This window comes from Halobacillus aidingensis (genome assembly GCF_900104185.1).
Classification (GTDB): Bacteria; Bacillota; Bacilli; order Bacillales; family Halobacillaceae; genus Halobacillus; species Halobacillus aidingensis.
Map to the genome: position 1 here is coordinate 78,609 of NZ_FNIZ01000015.1, position 20,717 is coordinate 99,325.

General features: G+C 44.3%; 20 protein-coding genes and 1 riboswitch. Of the genes, 5 read left to right on the forward strand and 15 right to left on the reverse strand.

The window, feature by feature from the left end; translation table 11 throughout:
* Nucleotides 1-150 precede the first annotated feature (150 nt).
* From BLS23_RS14315 to BLS23_RS14360, 10 genes are all read right to left on the reverse strand, one after another.
* Nucleotides 151-1,431 (reverse strand): exo-beta-N-acetylmuramidase NamZ family protein, encoded by a 1,281-nt coding sequence (locus tag BLS23_RS14315; protein WP_089653468.1) that lies wholly within the window; start codon nucleotides 1,429-1,431, stop codon nucleotides 151-153.
* A gap of 69 nt (nucleotides 1,432-1,500) precedes the next feature.
* Nucleotides 1,501-3,603, reverse strand: coding sequence for a glycoside hydrolase family 3 protein (locus tag BLS23_RS14320; RefSeq protein ID WP_089653469.1), 2,103 nt, complete (start codon nucleotides 3,601-3,603; stop codon nucleotides 1,501-1,503).
* Nucleotides 3,604-3,933: 330 nt separating this feature from the next.
* Nucleotides 3,934-5,253, reverse strand: coding sequence for a Na+/H+ antiporter NhaC family protein (locus BLS23_RS14325; RefSeq protein WP_089653472.1), 1,320 nt, complete (start codon nucleotides 5,251-5,253; stop codon nucleotides 3,934-3,936).
* 136 nt (nucleotides 5,254-5,389) lie between these two features.
* Nucleotides 5,390-5,497: riboswitch (SAM riboswitch) on the reverse strand.
* A 71-nt stretch (nucleotides 5,498-5,568) separates the two neighbouring features.
* Nucleotides 5,569-6,651: an ABC transporter substrate-binding protein gene (locus tag BLS23_RS14330; RefSeq protein WP_089653476.1), complete on the reverse strand. Its 1,083-nt coding sequence runs from the start codon at nucleotides 6,649-6,651 to the stop codon at nucleotides 5,569-5,571.
* A gap of 24 nt (nucleotides 6,652-6,675) precedes the next feature.
* Nucleotides 6,676-7,449 carry an ABC transporter ATP-binding protein gene (locus tag BLS23_RS14335; RefSeq protein ID WP_089653479.1) on the reverse strand — a complete coding sequence of 258 codons (774 nt, stop codon included), beginning with the start codon at nucleotides 7,447-7,449 and terminating at the stop codon, nucleotides 6,676-6,678.
* Between the two features lie 22 nt (nucleotides 7,450-7,471).
* A complete protein-coding gene (locus BLS23_RS14340) occupies nucleotides 7,472-8,293 on the reverse strand; it encodes an ABC transporter permease (protein WP_089653481.1) in 822 nt (273 codons plus the stop codon).
* A 114-nt stretch (nucleotides 8,294-8,407) separates the two neighbouring features.
* Nucleotides 8,408-9,922, reverse strand: coding sequence for a coiled-coil domain-containing protein (locus tag BLS23_RS14345; protein WP_089653484.1), 1,515 nt, complete (start codon nucleotides 9,920-9,922; stop codon nucleotides 8,408-8,410).
* Between the two features lie 22 nt (nucleotides 9,923-9,944).
* A complete protein-coding gene (locus BLS23_RS14350) occupies nucleotides 9,945-10,250 on the reverse strand; it encodes a hypothetical protein (protein WP_089653488.1) in 306 nt (101 codons plus the stop codon).
* Entirely contained in the window at nucleotides 10,228-10,809 is a 582-nt protein-coding gene (locus BLS23_RS14355; RefSeq protein WP_089653491.1) for a hypothetical protein, read from the reverse strand. Before BLS23_RS14355 ends, BLS23_RS14350 begins: the two co-directional genes overlap by 23 nt.
* A 71-nt stretch (nucleotides 10,810-10,880) precedes the next feature.
* The gene (locus BLS23_RS14360; RefSeq protein WP_089653494.1) at nucleotides 10,881-11,618 is read right to left on the reverse strand and encodes a BMQ_0737 family morphogenetic spore coat protein; all 738 of its coding nucleotides are present in this window, start codon (nucleotides 11,616-11,618) and stop codon (nucleotides 10,881-10,883) included.
* A gap of 175 nt (nucleotides 11,619-11,793) precedes the next feature.
* On the opposite strand from BLS23_RS14360, the gene BLS23_RS14365 reads away from it, so the two are divergent.
* From BLS23_RS14365 to BLS23_RS21805, 3 genes are read left to right on the forward strand one after another with little or no spacing between them, the layout of a single operon-like run.
* Nucleotides 11,794-12,861: a DNA topoisomerase 2-like domain-containing protein gene (locus tag BLS23_RS14365; RefSeq protein WP_089653497.1), complete on the forward strand. Its 1,068-nt coding sequence runs from the start codon at nucleotides 11,794-11,796 to the stop codon at nucleotides 12,859-12,861.
* Entirely contained in the window at nucleotides 12,858-13,298 is a 441-nt protein-coding gene (locus tag BLS23_RS14370; RefSeq protein ID WP_089653500.1) for a M67 family metallopeptidase, read from the forward strand. The genes BLS23_RS14365 and BLS23_RS14370 overlap by 4 nt, the downstream gene beginning before the upstream one ends.
* A gap of 30 nt (nucleotides 13,299-13,328) precedes the next feature.
* Nucleotides 13,329-13,469 (forward strand): hypothetical protein, encoded by a 141-nt coding sequence (locus BLS23_RS21805; protein WP_167356093.1) that lies wholly within the window; start codon nucleotides 13,329-13,331, stop codon nucleotides 13,467-13,469.
* Between the two features lie 138 nt (nucleotides 13,470-13,607).
* Here the strand turns inward: BLS23_RS21805 and BLS23_RS14375 are convergent, their stop codons facing one another.
* The 4 genes from BLS23_RS14375 to BLS23_RS14390 are packed head-to-tail and all read right to left on the reverse strand — an operon-like array spanning nucleotide 13,608 to nucleotide 16,321.
* Nucleotides 13,608-14,315: a hypothetical protein gene (locus tag BLS23_RS14375; RefSeq protein WP_089653503.1), complete on the reverse strand. Its 708-nt coding sequence runs from the start codon at nucleotides 14,313-14,315 to the stop codon at nucleotides 13,608-13,610.
* On the reverse strand, nucleotides 14,312-15,061 hold the full coding sequence (locus tag BLS23_RS14380; protein ID WP_143015277.1) for a hypothetical protein: 750 nt from the start codon (nucleotides 15,059-15,061) through the stop codon (nucleotides 14,312-14,314). The genes BLS23_RS14375 and BLS23_RS14380 overlap by 4 nt, the downstream gene beginning before the upstream one ends.
* Complete coding sequence (locus BLS23_RS14385; protein WP_089653508.1) at nucleotides 15,030-15,947, reverse strand: ATP-binding cassette domain-containing protein; 918 nt, start codon at nucleotides 15,945-15,947, stop codon at nucleotides 15,030-15,032. The genes BLS23_RS14380 and BLS23_RS14385 overlap by 32 nt, the downstream gene beginning before the upstream one ends.
* On the reverse strand, nucleotides 15,944-16,321 hold the full coding sequence (locus BLS23_RS14390) for a GntR family transcriptional regulator (protein WP_089653511.1): 378 nt from the start codon (nucleotides 16,319-16,321) through the stop codon (nucleotides 15,944-15,946). The genes BLS23_RS14385 and BLS23_RS14390 overlap by 4 nt, the downstream gene beginning before the upstream one ends.
* A gap of 168 nt (nucleotides 16,322-16,489) precedes the next feature.
* Between BLS23_RS14390 and BLS23_RS14395 the strand changes: the two genes are divergently transcribed.
* Nucleotides 16,490-17,824 carry a short-chain fatty acid transporter gene (locus tag BLS23_RS14395; RefSeq protein WP_089653517.1) on the forward strand — a complete coding sequence of 445 codons (1,335 nt, stop codon included), beginning with the start codon at nucleotides 16,490-16,492 and terminating at the stop codon, nucleotides 17,822-17,824.
* A 73-nt stretch (nucleotides 17,825-17,897) separates the two neighbouring features.
* On the opposite strand, the gene BLS23_RS14400 is transcribed toward BLS23_RS14395, so the two are convergent.
* The gene (locus BLS23_RS14400; protein WP_143015278.1) at nucleotides 17,898-19,250 is read right to left on the reverse strand and encodes a hypothetical protein; all 1,353 of its coding nucleotides are present in this window, start codon (nucleotides 19,248-19,250) and stop codon (nucleotides 17,898-17,900) included.
* A 461-nt stretch (nucleotides 19,251-19,711) separates the two neighbouring features.
* On the opposite strand from BLS23_RS14400, the gene BLS23_RS14405 reads away from it, so the two are divergent.
* Nucleotides 19,712-20,542: a CAP domain-containing protein gene (locus tag BLS23_RS14405; RefSeq protein WP_089653522.1), complete on the forward strand. Its 831-nt coding sequence runs from the start codon at nucleotides 19,712-19,714 to the stop codon at nucleotides 20,540-20,542.
* Nucleotides 20,543-20,717: the final 175 nt, after the last annotated feature.

The window sequence follows — 20,717 nt, forward strand, 5'->3', positions numbered from 1 at the left end:
AATTTTATCATAAAATACCCCTTCTTGTAACAAATTCGCATCCACTTAAGACCGATGATTCAACAACTGCCGCTTACTGGAAAAAATATACACACCAGGTCATCCATATTATGGATGACCTGGTGTGTCAAATTCTTCCTTATCATATTATTATTTCTTATAAAGGAGGTAATGTTTTCTTACTTTGTTGAAGTCTTTGAGACCGTCTTCCCATCGGTCTTTCATGTCTTCGACGGATTCGCCGTTTTCGATCGCTTCACGGATCCAGCCATTACCGACTAAAAGATCGAAGAAGGAAACGCCTGCTGAGTTTTCTGCACGGAACTCGAAGTCTTCTGGATACATGTCATGAATGGTCTTCACGAGGTAGACGCCGGTTTCGACAGCATTGAACTCTTCACGGTCGATCACATGGATCTGCACCCCATGCGTCAATTCCCCTGCATGCTTCGAGAAGGACGGTGTAAAGGATGCTGCTCTGAACCTTACCCCTGGTAAGTTGTAGGCGTTCATCTCTGCCGCCAGATCTGTACTATTGATGAAAGGCGCGCCAATCAATTCGAATGGTTTCGTCGTTCCGCGGCCTTCCGACACATTCGTCCCTTCAATCAAAGCCGCTCCTGGATAAACAAAAGCCGTATCCACGGTCGGCATGTTCGGTGAAGGTGCAACGAATTCAAGACCTGTCTCGTCATAGTTCATGCCACGTTTCCATCCTTGCATTTCCACAACCGTCAAGTCCGCACCAATTTCAAATTCCTCATTAAACAACTTCGCAAGCTCTCCGACCGTCATGCCATGGCGAAGTGGGATCGGGTAGTTTCCGACGAAAGACTTGTAATCTTCATCTAGCACAGGTCCTTCCACCTTTTCTCCACCGAGCGGATTCGGACGGTCAAGCACGATGAATGGAATGTCATTTTCTTGAGCCGCTTCCATCGCATAAGCCATCGTGTAGATGTACGTGTAAAAACGTGTGCCTACATCCTGGATATCAAACAATAACACATCGATGTCTTCTAACATTTCCGGGGTCGGTTTGCGTGTCTTCCCATAAAGACTGTACACAGGAACTCCTGTTTTTTCATCAATATAAAAATCCACATACTCTCCAGCCTGAGCACTGCCTCTCACCCCATGTTCCGGGCCATACAACGCGGTAAGGTTGACATCCTCATCGTTGTGTAACAGATCTACGATGCTGTTCAAGTTTTGATCAACTCCGGTCGGGTTTGTAATCAGCCCCACATTCTTGCCTTCAATCAATTCTTTTTCTTCATCTAAAAGAACTTCCACCCCAAGCTTGAAAGGTTCTCCTTTTTTATCGTGCCCTTTGTGTTTCCCAGGGTTGCCATTATGATCAGCGAAAACGACCGAGAACGTCGACCATGTCATGATTAAAATGACGCCAAGCATCAACCATTTTTTCAAAATAACCCTCTCCCTTTTGATTATGATGAAGAAGGGCGTGAAGCCCCTCTACCTGAAAATAGTCCTATTCTAGTAGCTCAACCCCGTACCATATTCAAACAATACGCCACCATCTGTACCTGGAATCGTCACAGGCAGTTGTCCGGTTGGATTGTTTGCACCGAAAATGGTAGCGGCCGTCGCTTCAAAGCTTGCATCTCTGAATCCGTACTGTGCGATGTAAGCATCTACTCCTGGATAAGCCATAACGTCATAAGGGTTTCGGATTCCGACGCCGATCACTTCTGTATCTGTGCTCTCCATCACATCCTGCATCAACTGCATTTGAGGATGGTTCGCCGAACGAGAATATACGTTGTACGTGTACGTTCCGAAAATGACTTTGTCCGCTTCAGCTACCGTCTGTTTTTGCTCAGCTGTCAATTCACTTTTATCTGTGCTGATCAAGGTCGTATTTGAATGGTGGGCAGATACTGCATCCGCAAGGTCGCCAATGAATCTGTCTCCGATCACCACTACCTGTTCATCACCTGATGCGTCTAAAGGCAGAACCCCATCATTTTTCACAAGCGTAATCGAACGCTCAGCCGCTTCTTTTTCTACAGCTTTATGTGCCTCTGATCCGACAACTTTTTCCGCTTCTGCGATTTTTTCATCAATCGGTTGCGGCGTTTCTTCTTTAATGATCCCTCGGTTCAACTTCAATGTAAGGATCCGTTCCACAGAATCTTCAATCGTAGCCATTGGAATCTCCCCAGACTCTACAGCCTCATAGACCCCTGCAGCCACTTCCTCGAGACCTACAGGCATGAGCGCAATGTCTGTTCCGGCATTGATCGCACGAATAACGGCATCGACCGGTCCGAAATGGTCAGCAATTGCTTTCATATTCAAAGCGTCCGTGACGACGACTCCATCATAATTCATCTCCTCACGCATCAGCCCTGTAAGTACCTTCTTAGAAAGCGTAGCTGGAAGTGCAATTTCAGTACCATCTTTCTGGGAAATCACTTTTGTATCATCAATTTTAGGGAACGTGATATGTGCGGTCATAATCGCATCGATCCCAGCACCCATCGCCTGTTGGAACGGATAGAGTTCAACTTCCTTCAGACGCTCCAGATCATACGGAACTTCAGGAAGTCCAAGGTGGGAATCTGTCGCCGTATCCCCATGTCCCGGGAAGTGTTTCGCCGTCGCAGCTACTCCGTGCTGTTGCAGGCCTTTCGTATAAGCTACACCCATTTTTCCGACGAGCTCTGGATTTTCACCAAAAGAACGAACGCCGATGACAGGGTTATCAGGATTATTGTTCACATCCATGACGGGGGCAAAGTTCATGTTGATGCCGAGGGATTCAAGTTCAGCTCCGATCACTGAACCTACATTTTCAGCAATTTCTTCCGAACGAGTGGCACCTAAGGCCATATTTCCAGGCATGTCCGTTCCTGATTGAAGACGTGTCACAATTCCGCCTTCCTGGTCGATCGTCATAAGCAGTCCGTATTTTTCAGAAGCCGCTTGATAATCGAAGACAAGCTTCGCTGTTTGTTCCGTTGTCACAACGTTTTCACGAAATAAAATGACTCCTCCAAGATGATATTTCTGCACCATCTCCTCAATTTCAGGAAGCATTTCCGTAACGTTCTCTCCTTCCCACTTCCTGAAGTCAGGCATGAGCATCTGACCAACTTTTTCCTCCATCGTCATGTTGGTAAGTGCATGTTGAACGAGGTCATAGCGATCACCGTCCTGCTTTTTAATGGTCGGTTTGAAATTCGGTTTCCCTTTTGTTGAGCGGTCCGGTTTAAAATCAAGCGCAATCCGATCTTCGAAATCGCCATTCGATACCGTTACCCACGCTCGTCCCGGCTGCCCTGTAAAAGTGACTGTACCGTCATCCTCGACAGTGGCAACGTTTGAATTTTCCGATTTCCAAACGAGTCCTTCATTCACCTTTGTGAAATGTCCGTCTTCATACACGTTCAGTGCGGAAAGAGTAAACTCATTCCCTTCCATCGTTTCATCTGCCTGCGGTACATTCTCAAAGATGATTAAATCCGATAATCCGTCCTCTTCAGCCGCTTCCACCTTTGTACCCATCAACCACGACGGCAGCATCATGCCCAGGGTCAGCGTCAAGATGAATACCCATTTGCCCGCCATTCTCATTCGCCATTCCTCCTTGATTTATCTATTTGTAAAAGGTGCCTTCCTATCCAAAAAGGCCCTTTTGCAAAACAAGTTTCTAAAACAAGTACCTCTTAAAAGTCGGTTCAGGAGAAATATTGTTGTAAACGTTTACATTTTGTAATAAAAGCGTAACGGAAATAGATATAGTCGTCTATACCACTTAAGGCCCTAATCGTTCTCTTTCTCCCCGTTTTCCAAACCTTTCCTACTATTCCAATCGACTCATTTTAAAATATTATGTCAGATTATTTTAAAATGAGCGTAAAAAAGTACATAAAAAGAGGCACCCAATTCAGGTGCCCTTCCCTCTTAAGAGGCGTTTTTTAATTCTCTTTTTCCTTTTTCAACAGTGAATTTCGGATATCTGAAAGCAATGGCTAAAAGCCCGGCCACGGCTGTAAGCATCGGATAAATGCAAAACGGAACAATCGCGACAGGAGAAATGCTCGCCACACCCGCTACCGCCAGGATTTGTCCGCCATAAGGAATGATTCCTTGCACGGAACTGGCAAAGATATCGAGAATACTTGCTGAGCGACGCCCTTCAATCCCATATTCATCAGAAATTTGTTTTGCCAGCGGCCCTGCTGTAATGATGGAAATCGTATTGTTCGCTGTAGAAAAGTTGACGGCCGTCACAATCCCTGCGATGCCAAGCTCCCCACCGCGATTGGAGTTCACTTTCCTGCTGACTGTCTGTAATAAAAATTCGATGCCTCCATTTGCCCGAATCAATTCTACAAGTCCGCCCAGCAAAATCGCAATCATGGCAAGTGTCTGCATATTGGTAAATCCATCTCCTACGAGGGTTACAAATTCCATGCCGGAAAATTTGCCGAGTATAAGTCCGACGCTTCCGGCAAAAACAATGCCACCAATAAGAACAAAAATAACGTTCACGCCGGCAATTGCAAATCCAAGCACCCCTAAGTAAGGCAGGATTTCCACAATGTTGTACGTGTAGTTTTCCGACAAACTAGCGGATGCATCTGCCGTCATCACACCAAAGATCACAGCTGTAACAATGGCGGCGGGCAGGACAATGAAGAAATTCGCTTTGAACTTCTCTTTCATCTCTGTACCCTGTGTCCGAACAGCAGCAATGGTCGTATCAGAAATAACAGAAAGGTTGTCCCCGAACATCGCACCACTGACAATCGCCCCCATTACCAAGGCAAGCCCGATGTCTGTCTGCTCTGCGACACCCACACCAATGGGGGCAAGAGCCACAACCGTACCTGTGGATGTTCCCATGGAAATCGAAATGAAGCAGCCGATGACAAACAATCCGACGACCATCCAGCCGCCAGGAAGGTAAGTTAAGCCAAGATTGACGGTCGATTCAACCGCCCCCATGCCCGATGCCACAGCAGCAAATGCTCCAGCTAGTAAGAAAATGATGACCATTAAAATGATGTTCGGGTGCCCTCCCCCTTTCGTCAGTTGGGAGATTTTCGTTTGGAAATCCGTTCTACGGTTCATGGCTAACGCGGCGAGAATCGCTACGAACAAGGCGACAAGGACAGGCATTTGATAAAAATCTCCTGTGATGATTCCCGATCCGATGAAAAGTAAAATAAAGATCGCAAATGGGATAAGTGCGAAAGCGTTGCTCAATGGTTTTGTCATGATTTGACCTCCTTTTTATATAACTCATCAGAATAGTTGGTTTTATCCCGAGAAAAGTTCCTGATCCACAAGAAGGCCGCAAACAAAAAAGAGCCTTCTCACATAAGAAGGCTCTTGAATCGTATCCGTTCATTCCTTCTTATCTTTCAAGTGATCATCACTTGCTGGAATTAGCACCGGCCAGCCGATGTTGGTGGTTGCTGAAGCTTCACAGGACCAGTTCCTCTGCTTCTCTTGATAAGAATTATTCAATTGAGTTAATGGTTACTTTACAATAAAAACCATCCGATGACAAGTGTTTTTTCAGAAAAAGTGTTATCGATCATAACGCCCGATGACTTCCATCGCTTCTTCAGACAAAGAGGTGTCGATTGCATCATTGAAGTCAATATCTCCACTGATGGCGCCGTTCGCGTCATACATCTCGAATTGTTTCTTAATATCATCGATAAACATTTCCCCGTTCGGGTCGAGCCCAGTTACGCCTACTTTTTTCCACACGTCAGCGTCTTTCAATGCCGTATGCTTTGTCATGATATCGATCACTTCATCAAGGCCTTCATCGTGAAGGAACGCATCATTGTAATCGCGCACACCCTTCAGGTAAGCCGCCATAAAGCGTACGGATACGTCGGTTTCTTTTTCGATAAAATCAGGCGATCCAAGCACCATTGCAATTTGTGCATCTGGAGCGAAATCTGTGGCGTCACCGAAACGAACGTGTAGGTTCTGCGCTTCCCCCTGGGTAATCAATGGTTCGATTTGAAGAGCGGCATCAATCGACTTGTTGCCCATCGCAGCAAGCATGTTTCCAAAGTCAGACATGAGAACGAATTCCACATCGTCTTCGGTCAGTCCCGCGTGTTCAAGCATGCGCTGGAAGATATAATCATCCACGGCGTTTCTCGATGAAACGGCAATCCGCTTGCCTTTCAAGTCGCTATAATCTTTGATTTCATCCTGTAGATCTTCACGAATGACAAAACTGAAATATGAGCTACCATCAAAATAGTGGCCTTTATCGGCAATAATTTTCACGTCAATGCCCTGGGCGATGGCATTGAAAAAGGAAGCTGTGGAAACGCCGCCGGCAATGTCCACTTCGCCAGCCGCCAGCGCCGGAAGCATGTCGTCACTATTGGCGAATGTCGTAAACTTGATATCAATGTTGTAATCATCAAAATAGCCTTTTTCCTCAGCAATATAAAAACCGGCTCCCGATGCGGCCCCGTCTTCGGCAATGACGACCGTCGCTTTCTTATCTAATGGAGCAAAATCGCCGTCAGTGATTTCCCCGCTGCCACTGCCCGTATCCTCCCCATTATCCGCGGAGGCACAGCCGAACAGCACAAAAATGATAAACAAAAAAGAAAACAGATGACATACTTTTTTCACCATGGGATTCCAATCCCCTTTCTTTCACTATTTACGCGAACGCTGCACTTCATCCTGGAGATGATTCCAAATCTCTACAAAATGGTCCGCCATCAAAGGATCCGCCCGTACCTGTTCCATGTTCCTCGGCCTCGGCAGATCGATCCGTTTTTCATCAATGATGGTGCCGGGCTGCGAACTCATTAACAGAATCCGATCGCTAAGTAGGAGCGCTTCATCTATGCTATGAGTGATAAATAAGACCGTTTTCTTCGTCTCCGACCAGATATTCAGAAGTTCTTCCTGCAGAATGAATTTATTCTGCTCATCGAGCGCGGCAAAAGGTTCATCCATGAGGAGAATTTCCGGATCGTTCGCAAACGCTCGGGCAATGCTGACGCGCTGTTTCATCCCTCCGGAAAGCTCTTTTGGATAGAGTTTAGCGAATTTTTCGAGCCCCACTTTTTTCAAGTAATAAGCCGTTCGTTCATTGATCACGTCTGCAGGCAAGTGCCTCATTTTCAACCCAAAACTGACATTGCCTTCAACCGTCAACCATGGAATGACCCCGCGTTCCTGGAAAACCATCGACTGGAGTGGACGTTCTTTTTTGCTTTTCGCAATCTCGAACGTCCCCCCGCTCGGCTTTTCTAAATCAGCCAAAATCCTTAAGAGTGTTGTCTTTCCGCAACCGCTCGGGCCCACGAGGCAGACAAATTCCCCATCCGCAATATCCAGTGAAATGTCCTGGAGTGCCGTCACGCGGCTCTCTTTTTTATAAAACACTTTCGTTAAATCCTTAATCGATATTTTAGCCTCCATCCCCTCTCGCTCCTTTCATCAGTTAGCGCCATGGCAGCAGTTTGGCCTGCAGTCCCCGGAGAATGATCGAGAACAAGTAGCCGAAGAACGATATGAGCACAAGTCCGACAAACATCTCTTTCAACAAAAAGGCTTTATACGACGTCCAGATCAAATATCCGATCCCCGAATTAGCTCCCATCATTTCCGCCGCGACAATCGTCAAAAGCGCAATCGCCTGCCCCATCTGGATCCCTTCAAGCATGACAGGAAGCGAACCAGGAAGAGCGATTTTGAAAAAGAACTGCTTCGAATCCGCGCCATAGTTCTTTGCTACATCCAAATAAATGCGGTCGATGTTGACAACACCCGCTACCGTATTTATGACGACAGGGAAAAACACACTTCCCGCAATCGTCACTACTTTGGATACTTCACCGACACCGAATAAAATGATGATGATCGGCAAAAGCGCAAGCGTCGGAATCGGCATTAATGCCATGATGAGTGGCGACAGAAAATGCCGGATCGGCCCGTAAAGCCCCATCAATAGCCCAATTACAATCGCCGGTATGACCCCGAGCAAAAAGCCTGCAAAAATACGAAATAAAGAAATCCCGACATGATGGAACAGCTCTCCGCTCATCCCCATCGCCCAGAACGTGCCGACGATTTCTGTCGGAGGCGGGAAGAATCGGGCATCGATTAGTCCCGTTCGTGATAAAAACTCCCACAGCAAAACAATGAAGATCGGCGATGATATGGTTAAGATCTGCTTCAGACGGTGCTGCATCTGCCGCTTTTTCCATTCTTGTTTTTCCATTTGTAAAGGGTCGATCATAGATTCCCTTCGGCTGTCTTTCATACTCACCACCTCTACAGCTAATTTATGTGCGTACGCCCAATTGTGTGAAAAGGGTATGAGTACGAACCACCCCTTTTTAATAGAATCTAAAAAAGAGCGCCATATCCGGCGCTCTCAGTCCATCTCATCCATGCTATCTTCAAGGTCGTTAATATCACTCGTGAGCTCCTCCAATTTCTGCTCCAACGCTCTAACAATCGCCACTTTTCCATTCATCGGCTGTCTTTCCCCAAAAGAGCCACCTAGCAAAAACTGCATCTGCTTTTCCATATCATATAAAAGCTCTGTTTCTTCCGCTTTTTCTTTTTCCAGCGCTTGCTTCTGGTGTTCATATTGTTCTTTCCATTTCTCGTTCTCTTTCTTCAGACGCTCCGTTTCCGTCTGAACCAGATTCAATTGTGAGCGGTACTCTTCCGACTGCTTCTTCCATGACGATTGTTTCGTTTCCAACAGTTCCGCCAGCTGTTTCTTTTCATTGATCGAACGCTCACAGTCTGATTGGAGCTTTGCGATTTCATCCTCATAGTGTTTGGCCTGCTTTTCATAGCTTTCCGCCTGTTTGTCACATTGATTCTTCCATTGATTTTTATGTTGAGTAAGTTCCGAGTTTTCCTTTTGTAGATGCTTTATTTCATTGGCTTGTTTGGTACATTCCTGCTCTTTCTGTGAAGTAACTGCTTTTTGTTCCTTCAACTCCGAACGTAAGGATTCCTGTTCTGTCTGCACAACACTTAATTGTGAGCGATATTCTTCCGACTGCTTGTTCCAGGAAGCCTGCTTATCTTCCAAAAGCTCTGCCAGCTTTTTCTTTTCATTGAGCGAACTTCCCAAATCTGATTGAAGCTTTGTGATTTCCTCTTCATAGTGTGCGGCCTGCTTTTGATAGCTTTCTTCCTGTTTTTCACATCGATCTTTCCACTGATTTTTATGTGTTTTAAGTTCTGAGTTTTCATGTCTTAGATTGTTAATTTCATTGGCTTGTTCCTTACACTCCTGTTCTTTCCGCGAAGTGGCCGATTTTTGATCATTCAACTCCGAGCTTAGAGACTCCTGGATAGCCTGTAATTTAACAACCGTTTGATTGGCTCCCTCCACCTTTTCTTCCATTTCATATTGCGTGTCGGACAAAGACTTTCTCAATGTACCGATCTCTTTATCTCCTGCTGCTTTCTCCCGCTTCACTTCCTGAAATTCTTTCTGAAGCTGAACATAGCTGACATGCAGGAGATTCATATCCTTTTGCGACTGTGACAAACGTCTGCGTGTTTCACCAAGTCCTCCTTCAAGGTCCTGGACTTTGTAGAGAAGGTCACGCTTTTGGTCCTTCAATTCGTCACACTGTTTCTGCCAGTTCTGTATCTCATTTCTCAAACTTTCTTCCCGTTCTTCAAAACGGTTCTCTTGCTCCTCAAACCCCTGGATTCGCTTACTCAATTCCCCTTTGACTGCCGCTTCCTTATCGCTCCACCTTTCCAGTTCTTCTCTTAATTCAGCATTCTCCATTTTCAGCTGCTCCAACTGTGAGTAGTGATAATTATCTTGGTAGTCCCGAACTTTCTTTTTGTATTTGTCCAGTTCAGCCCTATAATAAATCAGCCGCTGTTGAAGCTGAATCGGATCCTTTTTCATAGTAAAAGCCCCCTGTTCAAAGTTAGAGTCGCTCTTTCATTATCGTGATTACTTCTTCAAACGCCTCTTTCCCTTCTTCCGTCATCCTTTCAACTTCTTGAATAGCAGCACTGAAATCTCCTGGAGGGGATGCGTTTGTAGCAGGAAGAGAAGAATTACCACTATTCCTTGTCAAATAACTAAGGAGAAGTAAATTCAATGTATGGTTTTCCAAGAATACAAAACTGCTGTTTCCCTTATCGTTTTGTTGGACCTCCTGCAGTTGGTTTTCCAGCAGCTGCTTCATCAATTGCTTCATTAATAACTCATGACTGTTCTGATCCGTCATCCGGCTCCACCTCCTTCGGCACGGCTCCGTTCAGATTGATGGAGTTCAATGAAGCCGTCCCCTCCTTGTCTTCCTCACAATATACAAATCCAGAGATACTTCCTGCATAGTTATCTTTCGCGCTCCATCTGATTTGAAAGTTGGGAAAAGTGAGCGTTTGACCTGGAGGGATTGTGGATTGTTCTAACGGCTGCAGCCAATACTCTTCCTTGTTTTCTCTTTCATTCAACCTCTTCCACCCCCCCTGCGCACGTCGCGGCATTTTTGCCTCGTCGTATACAAACCGCCCGGAAAAGGAAAACGGAGCCCCTTCAGAGAGCTTGATACAGAGATAAGGATTAATAATTGGACGCGGAGATAAATTTTGGATATGAAAAGATCCCAAGCATAAGTTTTCATCACTTGGTCCGTGGGTAATGCTGAGGCTGTATGTAAAATAGCTGATGAATGGTATGGGAGGTGCAGCGTTTTGAAGCAGTTCTTTCATTTGATTCAAGTATTCCTGGGTTTGCTGGTGGTAAGCGTGAATCTTGGAAGTCAATCCCCGGCTGTCGCTCATCGTTTCCACCCTTTCTAAAAAACAAAAATAAAGAGAGGAAGAGAATCCTCTCTTTATCTTATGATTGGCGATTAGCCATTATCACCATTGTCGCCATTACCGAATGCCGGGAAAACAACCGGGCACTGGTCTGGACGGATTGGTGCCGGGCAAGGTGTAGGAAGAACATCACGTGGCTCACAGAACTCTGCAAGGAACTCTACTGTTACAGGGAATGTTGATTGGATGCTTTGGCATGAAACAATTGAAATTTGCAAGTTGGAGAATGCGAATGTGAGTACTCCTGTTGTTGTATCAAGAACTGCAGTAATAGTGCCTGAAGAACAAACAAAACAATCCAGGTCAGTGAACACGACTTCCACATCAGTTCCTTCAGGAGCACAAAGTGTTACTTGTTCACATCTTGAAAATCTTAAAAATGGGTTTATAGGAGTAGTAGCTCCTGGTAACGTAGGTGGAGCTGAAGTGAATACCCTTCCGTCAGCTAAAGTTACAGTAAGGGTAATGACGAAGTTTTTTCTAATATTTAGCTGTTGGAGTGTTACAGGGTCACCATTAATAACGAATTGGCGATCGTCACGATCTAAGATTTCAATCGGGGTTGTAGGATCTGGTTCTACTTCACAAGTAACTGTAGCTCCTAAAAGTTGTGCTGTAGTTGGTGCTGCAGTTGGTGTAGGAAGAAACGTGACAGCTGTTGCTGATGGTAAAGTAAATTCAAAATTCCTTTCCTCTATAACCCAATCATAAACCTTATCGACATTCATACAGATGAGCTCTTGCCCACCATTTAAATTTTTTGCTTGCATAATTGCAAACACCTCCAAATAGAATTATATTTCTTTCATTTGTAGCATATGTTGGGTACAAGACAAGGTATAGTGCAAAAGCGGAAGTTTGTTATATTACAAGGAAATGTGCTGTTGTCACGATTTGGTAATTCTCAAATAGTATATTAATGAACGGGAAAAGGGTGATTGCGAAATGGATAAAAAAATGTTCGATCCGGAAGATTTGCAGGTCATCAAAGCGAAGATCGATTTGTATAAAGCTACCATTGAATCGTTGAAAGCTGAGCACCAGGCGTACCAGGAGCTTCTTTTCCAACACGATCATAAAGAAAAGAAAGAGGAAGTGATACCTTTGAACGAAAACGAATATGAAGAAGAATACATGGAGGATGAAGAAGCCGAAGCGTATGATTATTTTTCCGAACAGTTCGGCTACCTTCATGAAAGCATAAATGAACTGGGCAGCGAAATGCTTTCCTTGAATGAAAAATTCGATCTTCTTTTAATGAAGCAGGAAGAGCTGATGGAGAATAATGATCTTAAAGGATTGCGCGAAGATATTGCTGAGCTGAAAAAAGCGATACAGCAGCCAAAAGCAGCACCAGCGGCTCCTGTCGACCAAACACCAAAAGGGTTCAGTCAACTAAGAAATATGGTACGTCCGGGCACCCAAGTGCATGACCCGAATGACCAGGGTAAATTCCAAGGACCTAGAAACCACCATCCATCCCCCACTCGCAGCCAATCCCCTAAATCTCCATCCGGTCTGCCTAGAGGACACAAGCCGCTTTCCTCTAGCAAAAAAAATAAAACCGTCAAATCAAATAAGATGAACCCTCAAAAGAAGAAGAAACCGGCATCAAATCCACCAATACCGAAAGACCCTACTATCCAAAGAAGCGATGATCCCGACGCCAGCACTCAACAGGCGGTCACTGCGCAAAACAACCAAGCGTTAAACCCACCTGTTCCCCATGAGGAAAGCAAAGAAAACCATCCTTTTATGGATGAAACTCCAGAAAACAAGATGGCTGAACAACCAGCAAAAGACCAGCCGGCACCTTCCGAGGAAAGTGTTGCAATGAATGAAAAGAAGGAAGCTCCCCAAGTGGAGGAGACCAAAGCAGAAACGAAAACGACGCAAGAGAATATTCATGAGGAAAATGATTATAAAGCTTCTATAGAAGAGAAGAGTGAAGATGAAAAAGCGGAAAAGCGCCAGCCCGTAAACGCCTTCTTTTCCCTTTTCCAGCGGGGATGAAAGAAACTCGTCTCCTGGTACCTGCGTCCATTCACCAACAAATGATCGATCATTGCCGTGATAGTCTTCCTTTTGAAGGTTGTGGACTGCTGTCAGGGGTGGGCCGTTACGTGCGACACCTCTGGCCCTTACTTAATGAAGCCCGATCAGACAAACGCTTTTTTGTAAGTGAAAAATACGTAGAAGCTGCTATTCAGAAAGCAGTAGAACAAAAGGATGACATTCTCGCTATCTATCATTCTCATCCAACAACCTCGGCGAAACCATCGAGTTACGACCTTCTCCAGCATGCAGATGCTAAAGTGTATATGATCATCGTATCTTTCAAAAACTCTGCACCAGATGTGAAAGGCTATCGTATAATAAATCGGCAGCCAAATTCCATTCCTGTCCATGTTGTAGAGGACGAAAAGCCCTCCCCTTTTGATTCAAAATGAATATAGTATCAGTGAAAGGAGAGATGGATGGTGAGAAGGAAGTACGAAAGAAGAAGTGTTCTCCCAAGAGTAACAAGAGACAAGGATGCTCCGATCGTGATTGATACAAAGAACGGCAGACGAACGGCGGCATATAAGAAATCAGGCGGCTGCTGCGGTAAGCGTCGTTAACTCCAAATTAATTAGCGCCAGAGTCCTGTAAGGAATCGGCGCCTTTCAAAATAGATAGGCCTAACCTCCAAATAAAGCTATCTTATATTTCATATACGGAAAAAAGGACCAGCCTCTCACGAAGAGAAGCTGGTCCTTTTATGATGGGTTCACTTCTGTATAAGCATTCTGATCACCAACTACATCCAGTCCTTCTGGAACACGAATATAAAGAGCGGTTCCGTTCCAATGCGAAACCGTTGTATCTCCCCACATCGATCCATTCTCTTTATCAAACAATCGGAAAGGAAACTCAGAACCAAACATTTTGTATTTCAGGTTCAATTTCTCCCCTGGATAAATAGAAAGTGTCGTCATAACCATACTCACTGCGGGCATGTACTTTTCTTCCACTTCATACCCATTGATCATCAGTGGTGTCTGATAGTAGAAAGCCTCCACGGTCTCTGTTAGGTCATCCGTACGCTCTACAAAAATGTTGATCCCGTTCACGTCATTTTCTAATACTTGAAGAATCAATTGTTCTTTATCAAAAGGAAACGACCATTCATGGATGCGCCATTCTTCTATTTCATCTAACTTCCCCTCTTGAACTGCTTCATAGAATTGCTGAGACTTTTGTTCTTCTTTCTCCTCCTTCTCTTGTCCTTTCAGTTCTATACTCCCAAGTGGAATCGCAAGAAAAATAACCGCCGAGACGACTAACAGGACAGAGTAACTGATGAGCATCCAGAGTCCTGCCTTCCCTCGCCCAAAACCGAACCGGGAACTTTTTTTTATGAGAAGGCTCAAAGCAATGATGACCGCAAGCAATATTAGAATCGGCATGAAAGCTACCACAATCATTGCTTCACCTCCAAACGATTGGAAACGAGGACAGACAATGCATAGAAAATTGTGGTGGCGGAAAGCGTCTTAAGAGTGAACAGCCACGCATTGTTTTCTTCAAAAAAGAATTCAAAGAAATACACCTGAATTTGAAATCCGCCTCGCGATAATAAAATCATCAAACCTACCACGACTACCGGCATTACAATGACGAGCATTTTATTCAACTGAACGATCATACCAGCCAAATAACCTAAGCTGCTGAACATAAAAACGATGATAATGGTCGCAAACATCCCAAGCAGCCATGCACTCACATTACCTACTCCCTGGGTAAGAAGCATTTCTTCTCCAGGCAATATAAAATAGGCAATCAGTTTCAAAGCAAAACCGGACAGCAAAGCGGTCAATGCACCGATCACACAAATCATGAACAAAAAAACAATCGTTGAGAGTGTACTCGTCTTCCTGTTCGTAACAAATGCGAAATCATCTTCTCGATACGCTTTCGTCGTTAAAAGAAAAGCCGTCAAAAAGCCCCAAAAAATTGTGAAACCAACAACGATGTCTGCGGTGTAATAGGTGATGTTCACATCGTAGACTGTTCTCCCGCTGCCCATCGAACCGGATCCGTTCAAAGAAAACAAGAGCCCGAGGAGCTGGATGACAACAAGAGAAGTGAATACGCCTGTATAAGCCCTCCATTTATAGCCGATTTGCTTTTTGACGATTTCAGACGTCTGCACTTCGATCAAAGACATCATCCACACTCCCCTTTTCATTTCGAGATTCAGTCAGATAGATACATAGATCATTCGCTTTGACAGGTGAAACTTGAACCCCTGCTTCTTTCATGCGCTGATATTCATGATCCGTAAGGTCGTTTTTTATTACCGCATAGCAAGTATCAAGCGCCTGCTCTTTTTTCCACAGAATCTCTTTTTCCTTTAAAAATGGTTCGACAACGTCCTTTTTCCCTGTGAGACCCACTCCATATTCCTTCAAGTCATCCATGGACATTTGCAGTTTCAAGGAACCTTCGTGAATGACAAGAACCTCTTCAAGCAAATCTTCCATTTCTTCTAAATGATGCGTCGATAATAGGATCGTTCTAGGATGTGCCAAGTAATCCTTCAGCAACGCACGATAAAAGTCTTTTCGGACTGCTGCATCCATTCCTGTCGTTGGTTCATCAAAAATCGTCAGAGGCGATCTTGAAGCAAGGCCGACTATCATATTGAACGTACTTTCCTTTCCTTTTGATAATTCGTTATGATGCTGACTCGGATTGAACCCGAAATAATCGAACAATCTTAGTGCTAAATCATGATCCCAATGGTGGTAAAATCGCTTCCCTTCTTCAAGAATCTCTTTCAAAGTGAGCGCCGTCGGAAAGTTCATGGCATCATCGATATAAATCGTATTCGCAGACACAAACAAATTATTGAACGGTCTTCTCCCATAAACTTCAATAACTCCTGACTTTTCCTTCAATAACCCTGCGATGATCTTCAGCAGTGTCGTTTTCCCTGCTCCATTCCTGCCGATTACTCCAACAATTTTATTTTCTTCGATAGAAAAAGAAAGATCGTTCAACGCGTTTTTCCGGTAAAAACGTTTATTCAAATCCTTACATTTGATCGCCTTCATCCTTGTTCCCCTTTCCAAGCATTCCTGATGAGCTTTATGGTGTCTTCTTCTGAAAGCTCCAGTCTTCCGGCTTCCGTGACAAGGTCATTGACCAAGTTTTTCAGCGTCTGATTTTTTCGCTTATCGATAATGATCTGCTTTGCATGGGTCGAGACAAACTTCCCGAGTCCTCGTTTGTCATAAAGGATCCCTTCTTCTGCAAGCTTTGTCAGACCTTTGGCAGCTGTTGCCGGGTTGATGTTATATAGATCGGCCAGTTGATATTGCGAATACACCTTGTCGTCTGCTTGGAAATTCCCATGCAGGATTTCACTTTCCAGCCATTCCGCAATTTGAATATAAATAGGTTTCATGCCGTCGGTATCGAGAATCAATGTATCGCCTTCTCTCTAAATGGGTGCATTAGTGTTGTAATGTAGTATATGACTATTTCTAACTTTTGACAAGGAAAAAATTACACTTGGGCCTTGATATTTTCTTCTCACTCATAGACACTTAATATGAATGTTGTAAGCGATTACATATTTAGGAGGTTGTTTAGGATGCTTCGAGGAATCACAAACTTTTTCGACCGGATGGTGCAGCGTTTCTTGCCAGATGCGTTTTTGTTCGCCATCATTCTCACACTCGTCGTTTTTGGATTAGGAATTTTTTTCACAGGCAGCTCACCAGGGCAGATGGTGCAATTTTGGGGAGATGGCTTTTGGAACCTTCTCGCATTCGCCATGCAAATGTCACTCATCGTTGTCACAGGATACATACTTGCCAATACTCCTTTAGTCAAAGCCGCTTTATCAAAAATAAGTACGCTTGCGAAAACTCCGGGACAGGCCATTTTATTAGTTACTTTCGTAGCTGGCGTCGCTTGTGTGATCAACTATGGCTTTGGACTTGTAGCTGGGGCACTCCTGGCCGTTCATGTAGCGAGGCGAGTTCCTAATGTAGATTACCGTTTATTGATGGCCAGTGCTTATAGTGGATTCATTCTTTGGCACGGGGGGTTTTCAGGATCCATTCCATTAACCATTGCGACCGAAGACCATTTTCTAGCCGATTCGATTGGTTCCATCGCTATTACGGACACATTGTTCAGCAGCATGAATATTTTCATCATCGTGACTTTACTTCTCTCTCTTCCTCTGCTTAACTTATGGTTGTTAAAATCCAGTGGTGACCTGAGTAAAAACAATCTCGACTTCTTAGAAAACGAAGATAAGGCCGAGCAGCAAATGGCCGCAACAACAGCCGACCTGACCCCGGCTGAACGGATGGAAAACAGCAAGATCATCTCTTACTTAATTGGAGCGCTTGGACTGGCGTTCATCGTCTATCACTTTATTAGGAACGGGTTTGACCTCAATATTAATATTGTGAACTTTATCTTCTTATTCCTCGGCATCCTTTTTCACCAGACACCAAGAAGGTTTTTGAACAGCGTAAATGATGGAGTGAAAAATGCCGGCGGGATCATCATTCAATTCCCTTTCTATGCAGGAATCATGGGCATGATGGTCGCTTCTGGTTTATCTGAGCAAATGTCGAACTGGTTTGTGAGCATTTCAACAGAATTCACGTTTCCCGTGCTCGCCTTTATCAGTGCCGGCATCGTCAACTTTTTCGTCCCTTCCGGAGGCGGACAGTGGGCCGTTCAGGCTCCGATTATGATCCCAGCTGCTATGGATCTCGGCGTAAGCACAGCCAAAACCGCGATGGCTGTAGCGTGGGGCGATGCGTGGACGAACATGATCCAGCCATTTTGGGCCTTGCCGCTTCTAGCTATTGCCGGGTTGAAAGTCAAAGACATCATGGGCTTCTGTGTCATCATCCTGTTTTGGAGTTTTATTCCTATTTCCATTGCTCTTCTATTTTTCAATTAAACTTCTTATCGTTTCATGATATTCGTGCACACAAAAGATCCCTATCCACTAAATTGGATAGGGCTCTCTCTCTTTATGCCCATTTTTGTACATCGACACACAACTGCTGGTAAGCCTTTGATTCATCCATCATTTGTTTATCCGCATACACTTTCGAAAGCCACCTTAATGGCTCTGGTGTACTCGGTTTCAGCTCCATTTCCATTTGGAAGCATTCGATGGATTTCTCAAGCTGCTGGAATCCATAGTACAGTTCACCGAGCTCCTGCATACAATCAAGGTCTTCACGAATTTCATTCATTCGCTCCACTTTCCTCATGAGCGAGCTCTTCTTGGTAAACGACATGAGAGAATCATGGACTTGTTCCAGCTCCATCGTTTCAAGCAATCTGATAATAAATGCATCCAAAAGCGCTCGGGTTTGTTCTGGATGCTGAGCTGTAAGTCGTTTCATGAATGGGAGAAGGTTGTCAGGAGTCTCGTCGAACCGATTTCTTTCAAGTAAGACCTCCACCTGGTTTAATTGTTCTTCATTCAGCTGGAGCTCCCGTTCTGTGTAGAGACGTGCCACTCCCATTACATTTTCATTTGCTACATAGTGTTGGAAAAGGTCTTCAGTTACTGGTTGGAAGGATGGAATAGCTTGAGACATTTGCTCAAGTATGAAGGTTCGGCTATCGCAATCGAAGTGCCGGGAGAGAGAGGCTCGATACGATTGGTAGCTTTCTGGAGTCGGTTGGTTGTAAAAATGAGATAACTGACGAGAGGACGCTTCAATCCAACGACCTTCTTTTTCCAAAAGACGTTGGTGGTCTTCAAATGACGTACACGCTTCCTTAAATAATGGGTCGCGTTCCATGAGCGTGTGCGATTGTTCTAAGTATAGATTGGCGAGCTTGCGATAAGAGAGGTCATTGGCCATCTCCTTCACGAATCGGTTATTTGGTGCAAAGTCACGCATCACCCGGATCACACGATAAGCTCCGGACATGTTCCCTTCACGACGGTATTGATAAAAGAGTGATTTCATATCTTGGAATAGTTGTTTTTTAGGAATGAATGATTCAAAAAAGGTGAGGATTTTCGCTTGTTCCTGCCTGGAATACGGACGTGCGATTTTCTTTTTCAGCTGAGGATAGCTGATTTTCTGAAGAGGGGCATTCGATTCAATTAAAGCTTGTAAAAATGGATGCTGGGATTCATAAACCGTTCCTTCCTTGAATGCACGAGCCACATAGGAATGGATCTTAAGCCGTGTCGTCCTGACGGCAGTTAGATATTTTTGCTTATAAAAGAAAAGCATATGACATTCGGATTGATCATCAAAAGTTTCAACGAGTTGCATTTGCTCGTAAAAGACAACACGGGATGGAACGAGCACTAAATTGTCTTTTTGTTGCTTTACATGAATGGTTGTTGGGTTCATCAACATCCGCCTCCCTCTTTTCTCCACTATACCACACCGAACGTCCTTGTTTAAAATAAGTCTCTATGTAGAAAAAGCTTCTTCAGCTGTTCGCTGAGAGACTGAAGCCTGTCAGGAAGGAAGATGTGCCATAATTCGAGCTTTAAATAAACGAAAGTATGCTATTAATATCACTCTAATCTTTGTAAAACGGCTGTCACACTCGTAAAAAACAGACCTTTCTTAAAAGTCTGTCAACCCAGATAAACTAGTAAAATATCTACATAAAGGATTTTTATTCCAAAAAGGCCTCGTACAATAATTTTTAAAAATCCTTGAGATTAAAGGAAGCATGCTTCACCTTCAAATCTATCAATCCCCTTTTATAATCTTATGGAAATATCAACCTCCTATGTTACAAAAGTTCAGTGGTACGATAGAGTCGTTCCAAAAAACAAAGGTTTCAAGGAGGAATTTTCAACATGATGAAAAAATCATTGATTGTATCAGGAGCGCTTGCTCTATCCTTACTAGCATCACCAGCTACTTCCCTTGCATCTACAGGTGAAGTGAAGCAAGACGTACAAGTAGAAACGAAGACCATTCAAATAGATTCCGGTCAATTGAATGACTGGATCAGTAAAAATGAAGATGCGTTGAAGAATAATAACCTTCAACAAGTAGATTTCCAATCTTTCTTTGATCAGTTCGCACAAAAAGATCAACAAGCACCAGCAGAACAACCGAAACAAGAACAGCCAAAAGCAGAAACACCTGTAAAGGAAGAACCTAAACAAGAAAAGCCTAAACAAGAAGAGACTAAACAAGAAGCACCTGCTCCAAAGCCAGAAGCTGAAAAAGCTCCAGCACCAGAGCAGCCTGCTGAAGAAGAAGTACAAAAAGAAGAAAACACACAAGAAGAAGCAACATCTGAAGTATCCGCTTTTGAAAAGCAAGTCGTTGAATTGACGAACCAAGAACGTGAAAAACAAGGACTAGCTCCACTGAAACTAGACACTGAACTAAGTGCAGTCGCTAAAGACAAGTCTCTGGATATGCAGCAAAACAACTACTTTTCTCACAACAGCCCGAACTACGGTTCTCCATTTGACATGATGAAGTCATATGGCATTGACTACCGTACAGCTGGCGAGAACATTGCCATGGGACAAACGACTCCAGAAGAAGTTGTCCAGGGCTGGATGAACAGTCAAGGTCACCGTGAAAACATCATGAACCCTGACTTCACTCACATTGGTGTAGGTCATGCGGAAGATGGTAACTACTGGACACAAATGTTCATCGGTAAATAATAGAATGATAGGCAGTTGCCACCGGGACTTCCCGGTGGCTTTTTTTGTGCTTTTCTTCTGCTTTTTGCGCGGTTCGACTACTCTTTGGCGCGACTCGTACCCTCTTTGGCGCGACTCGTACCCTCTTTGGCGCGACTCGTACCCTCTTTGGCGCGACTCGTACCCTCTTTGGCGC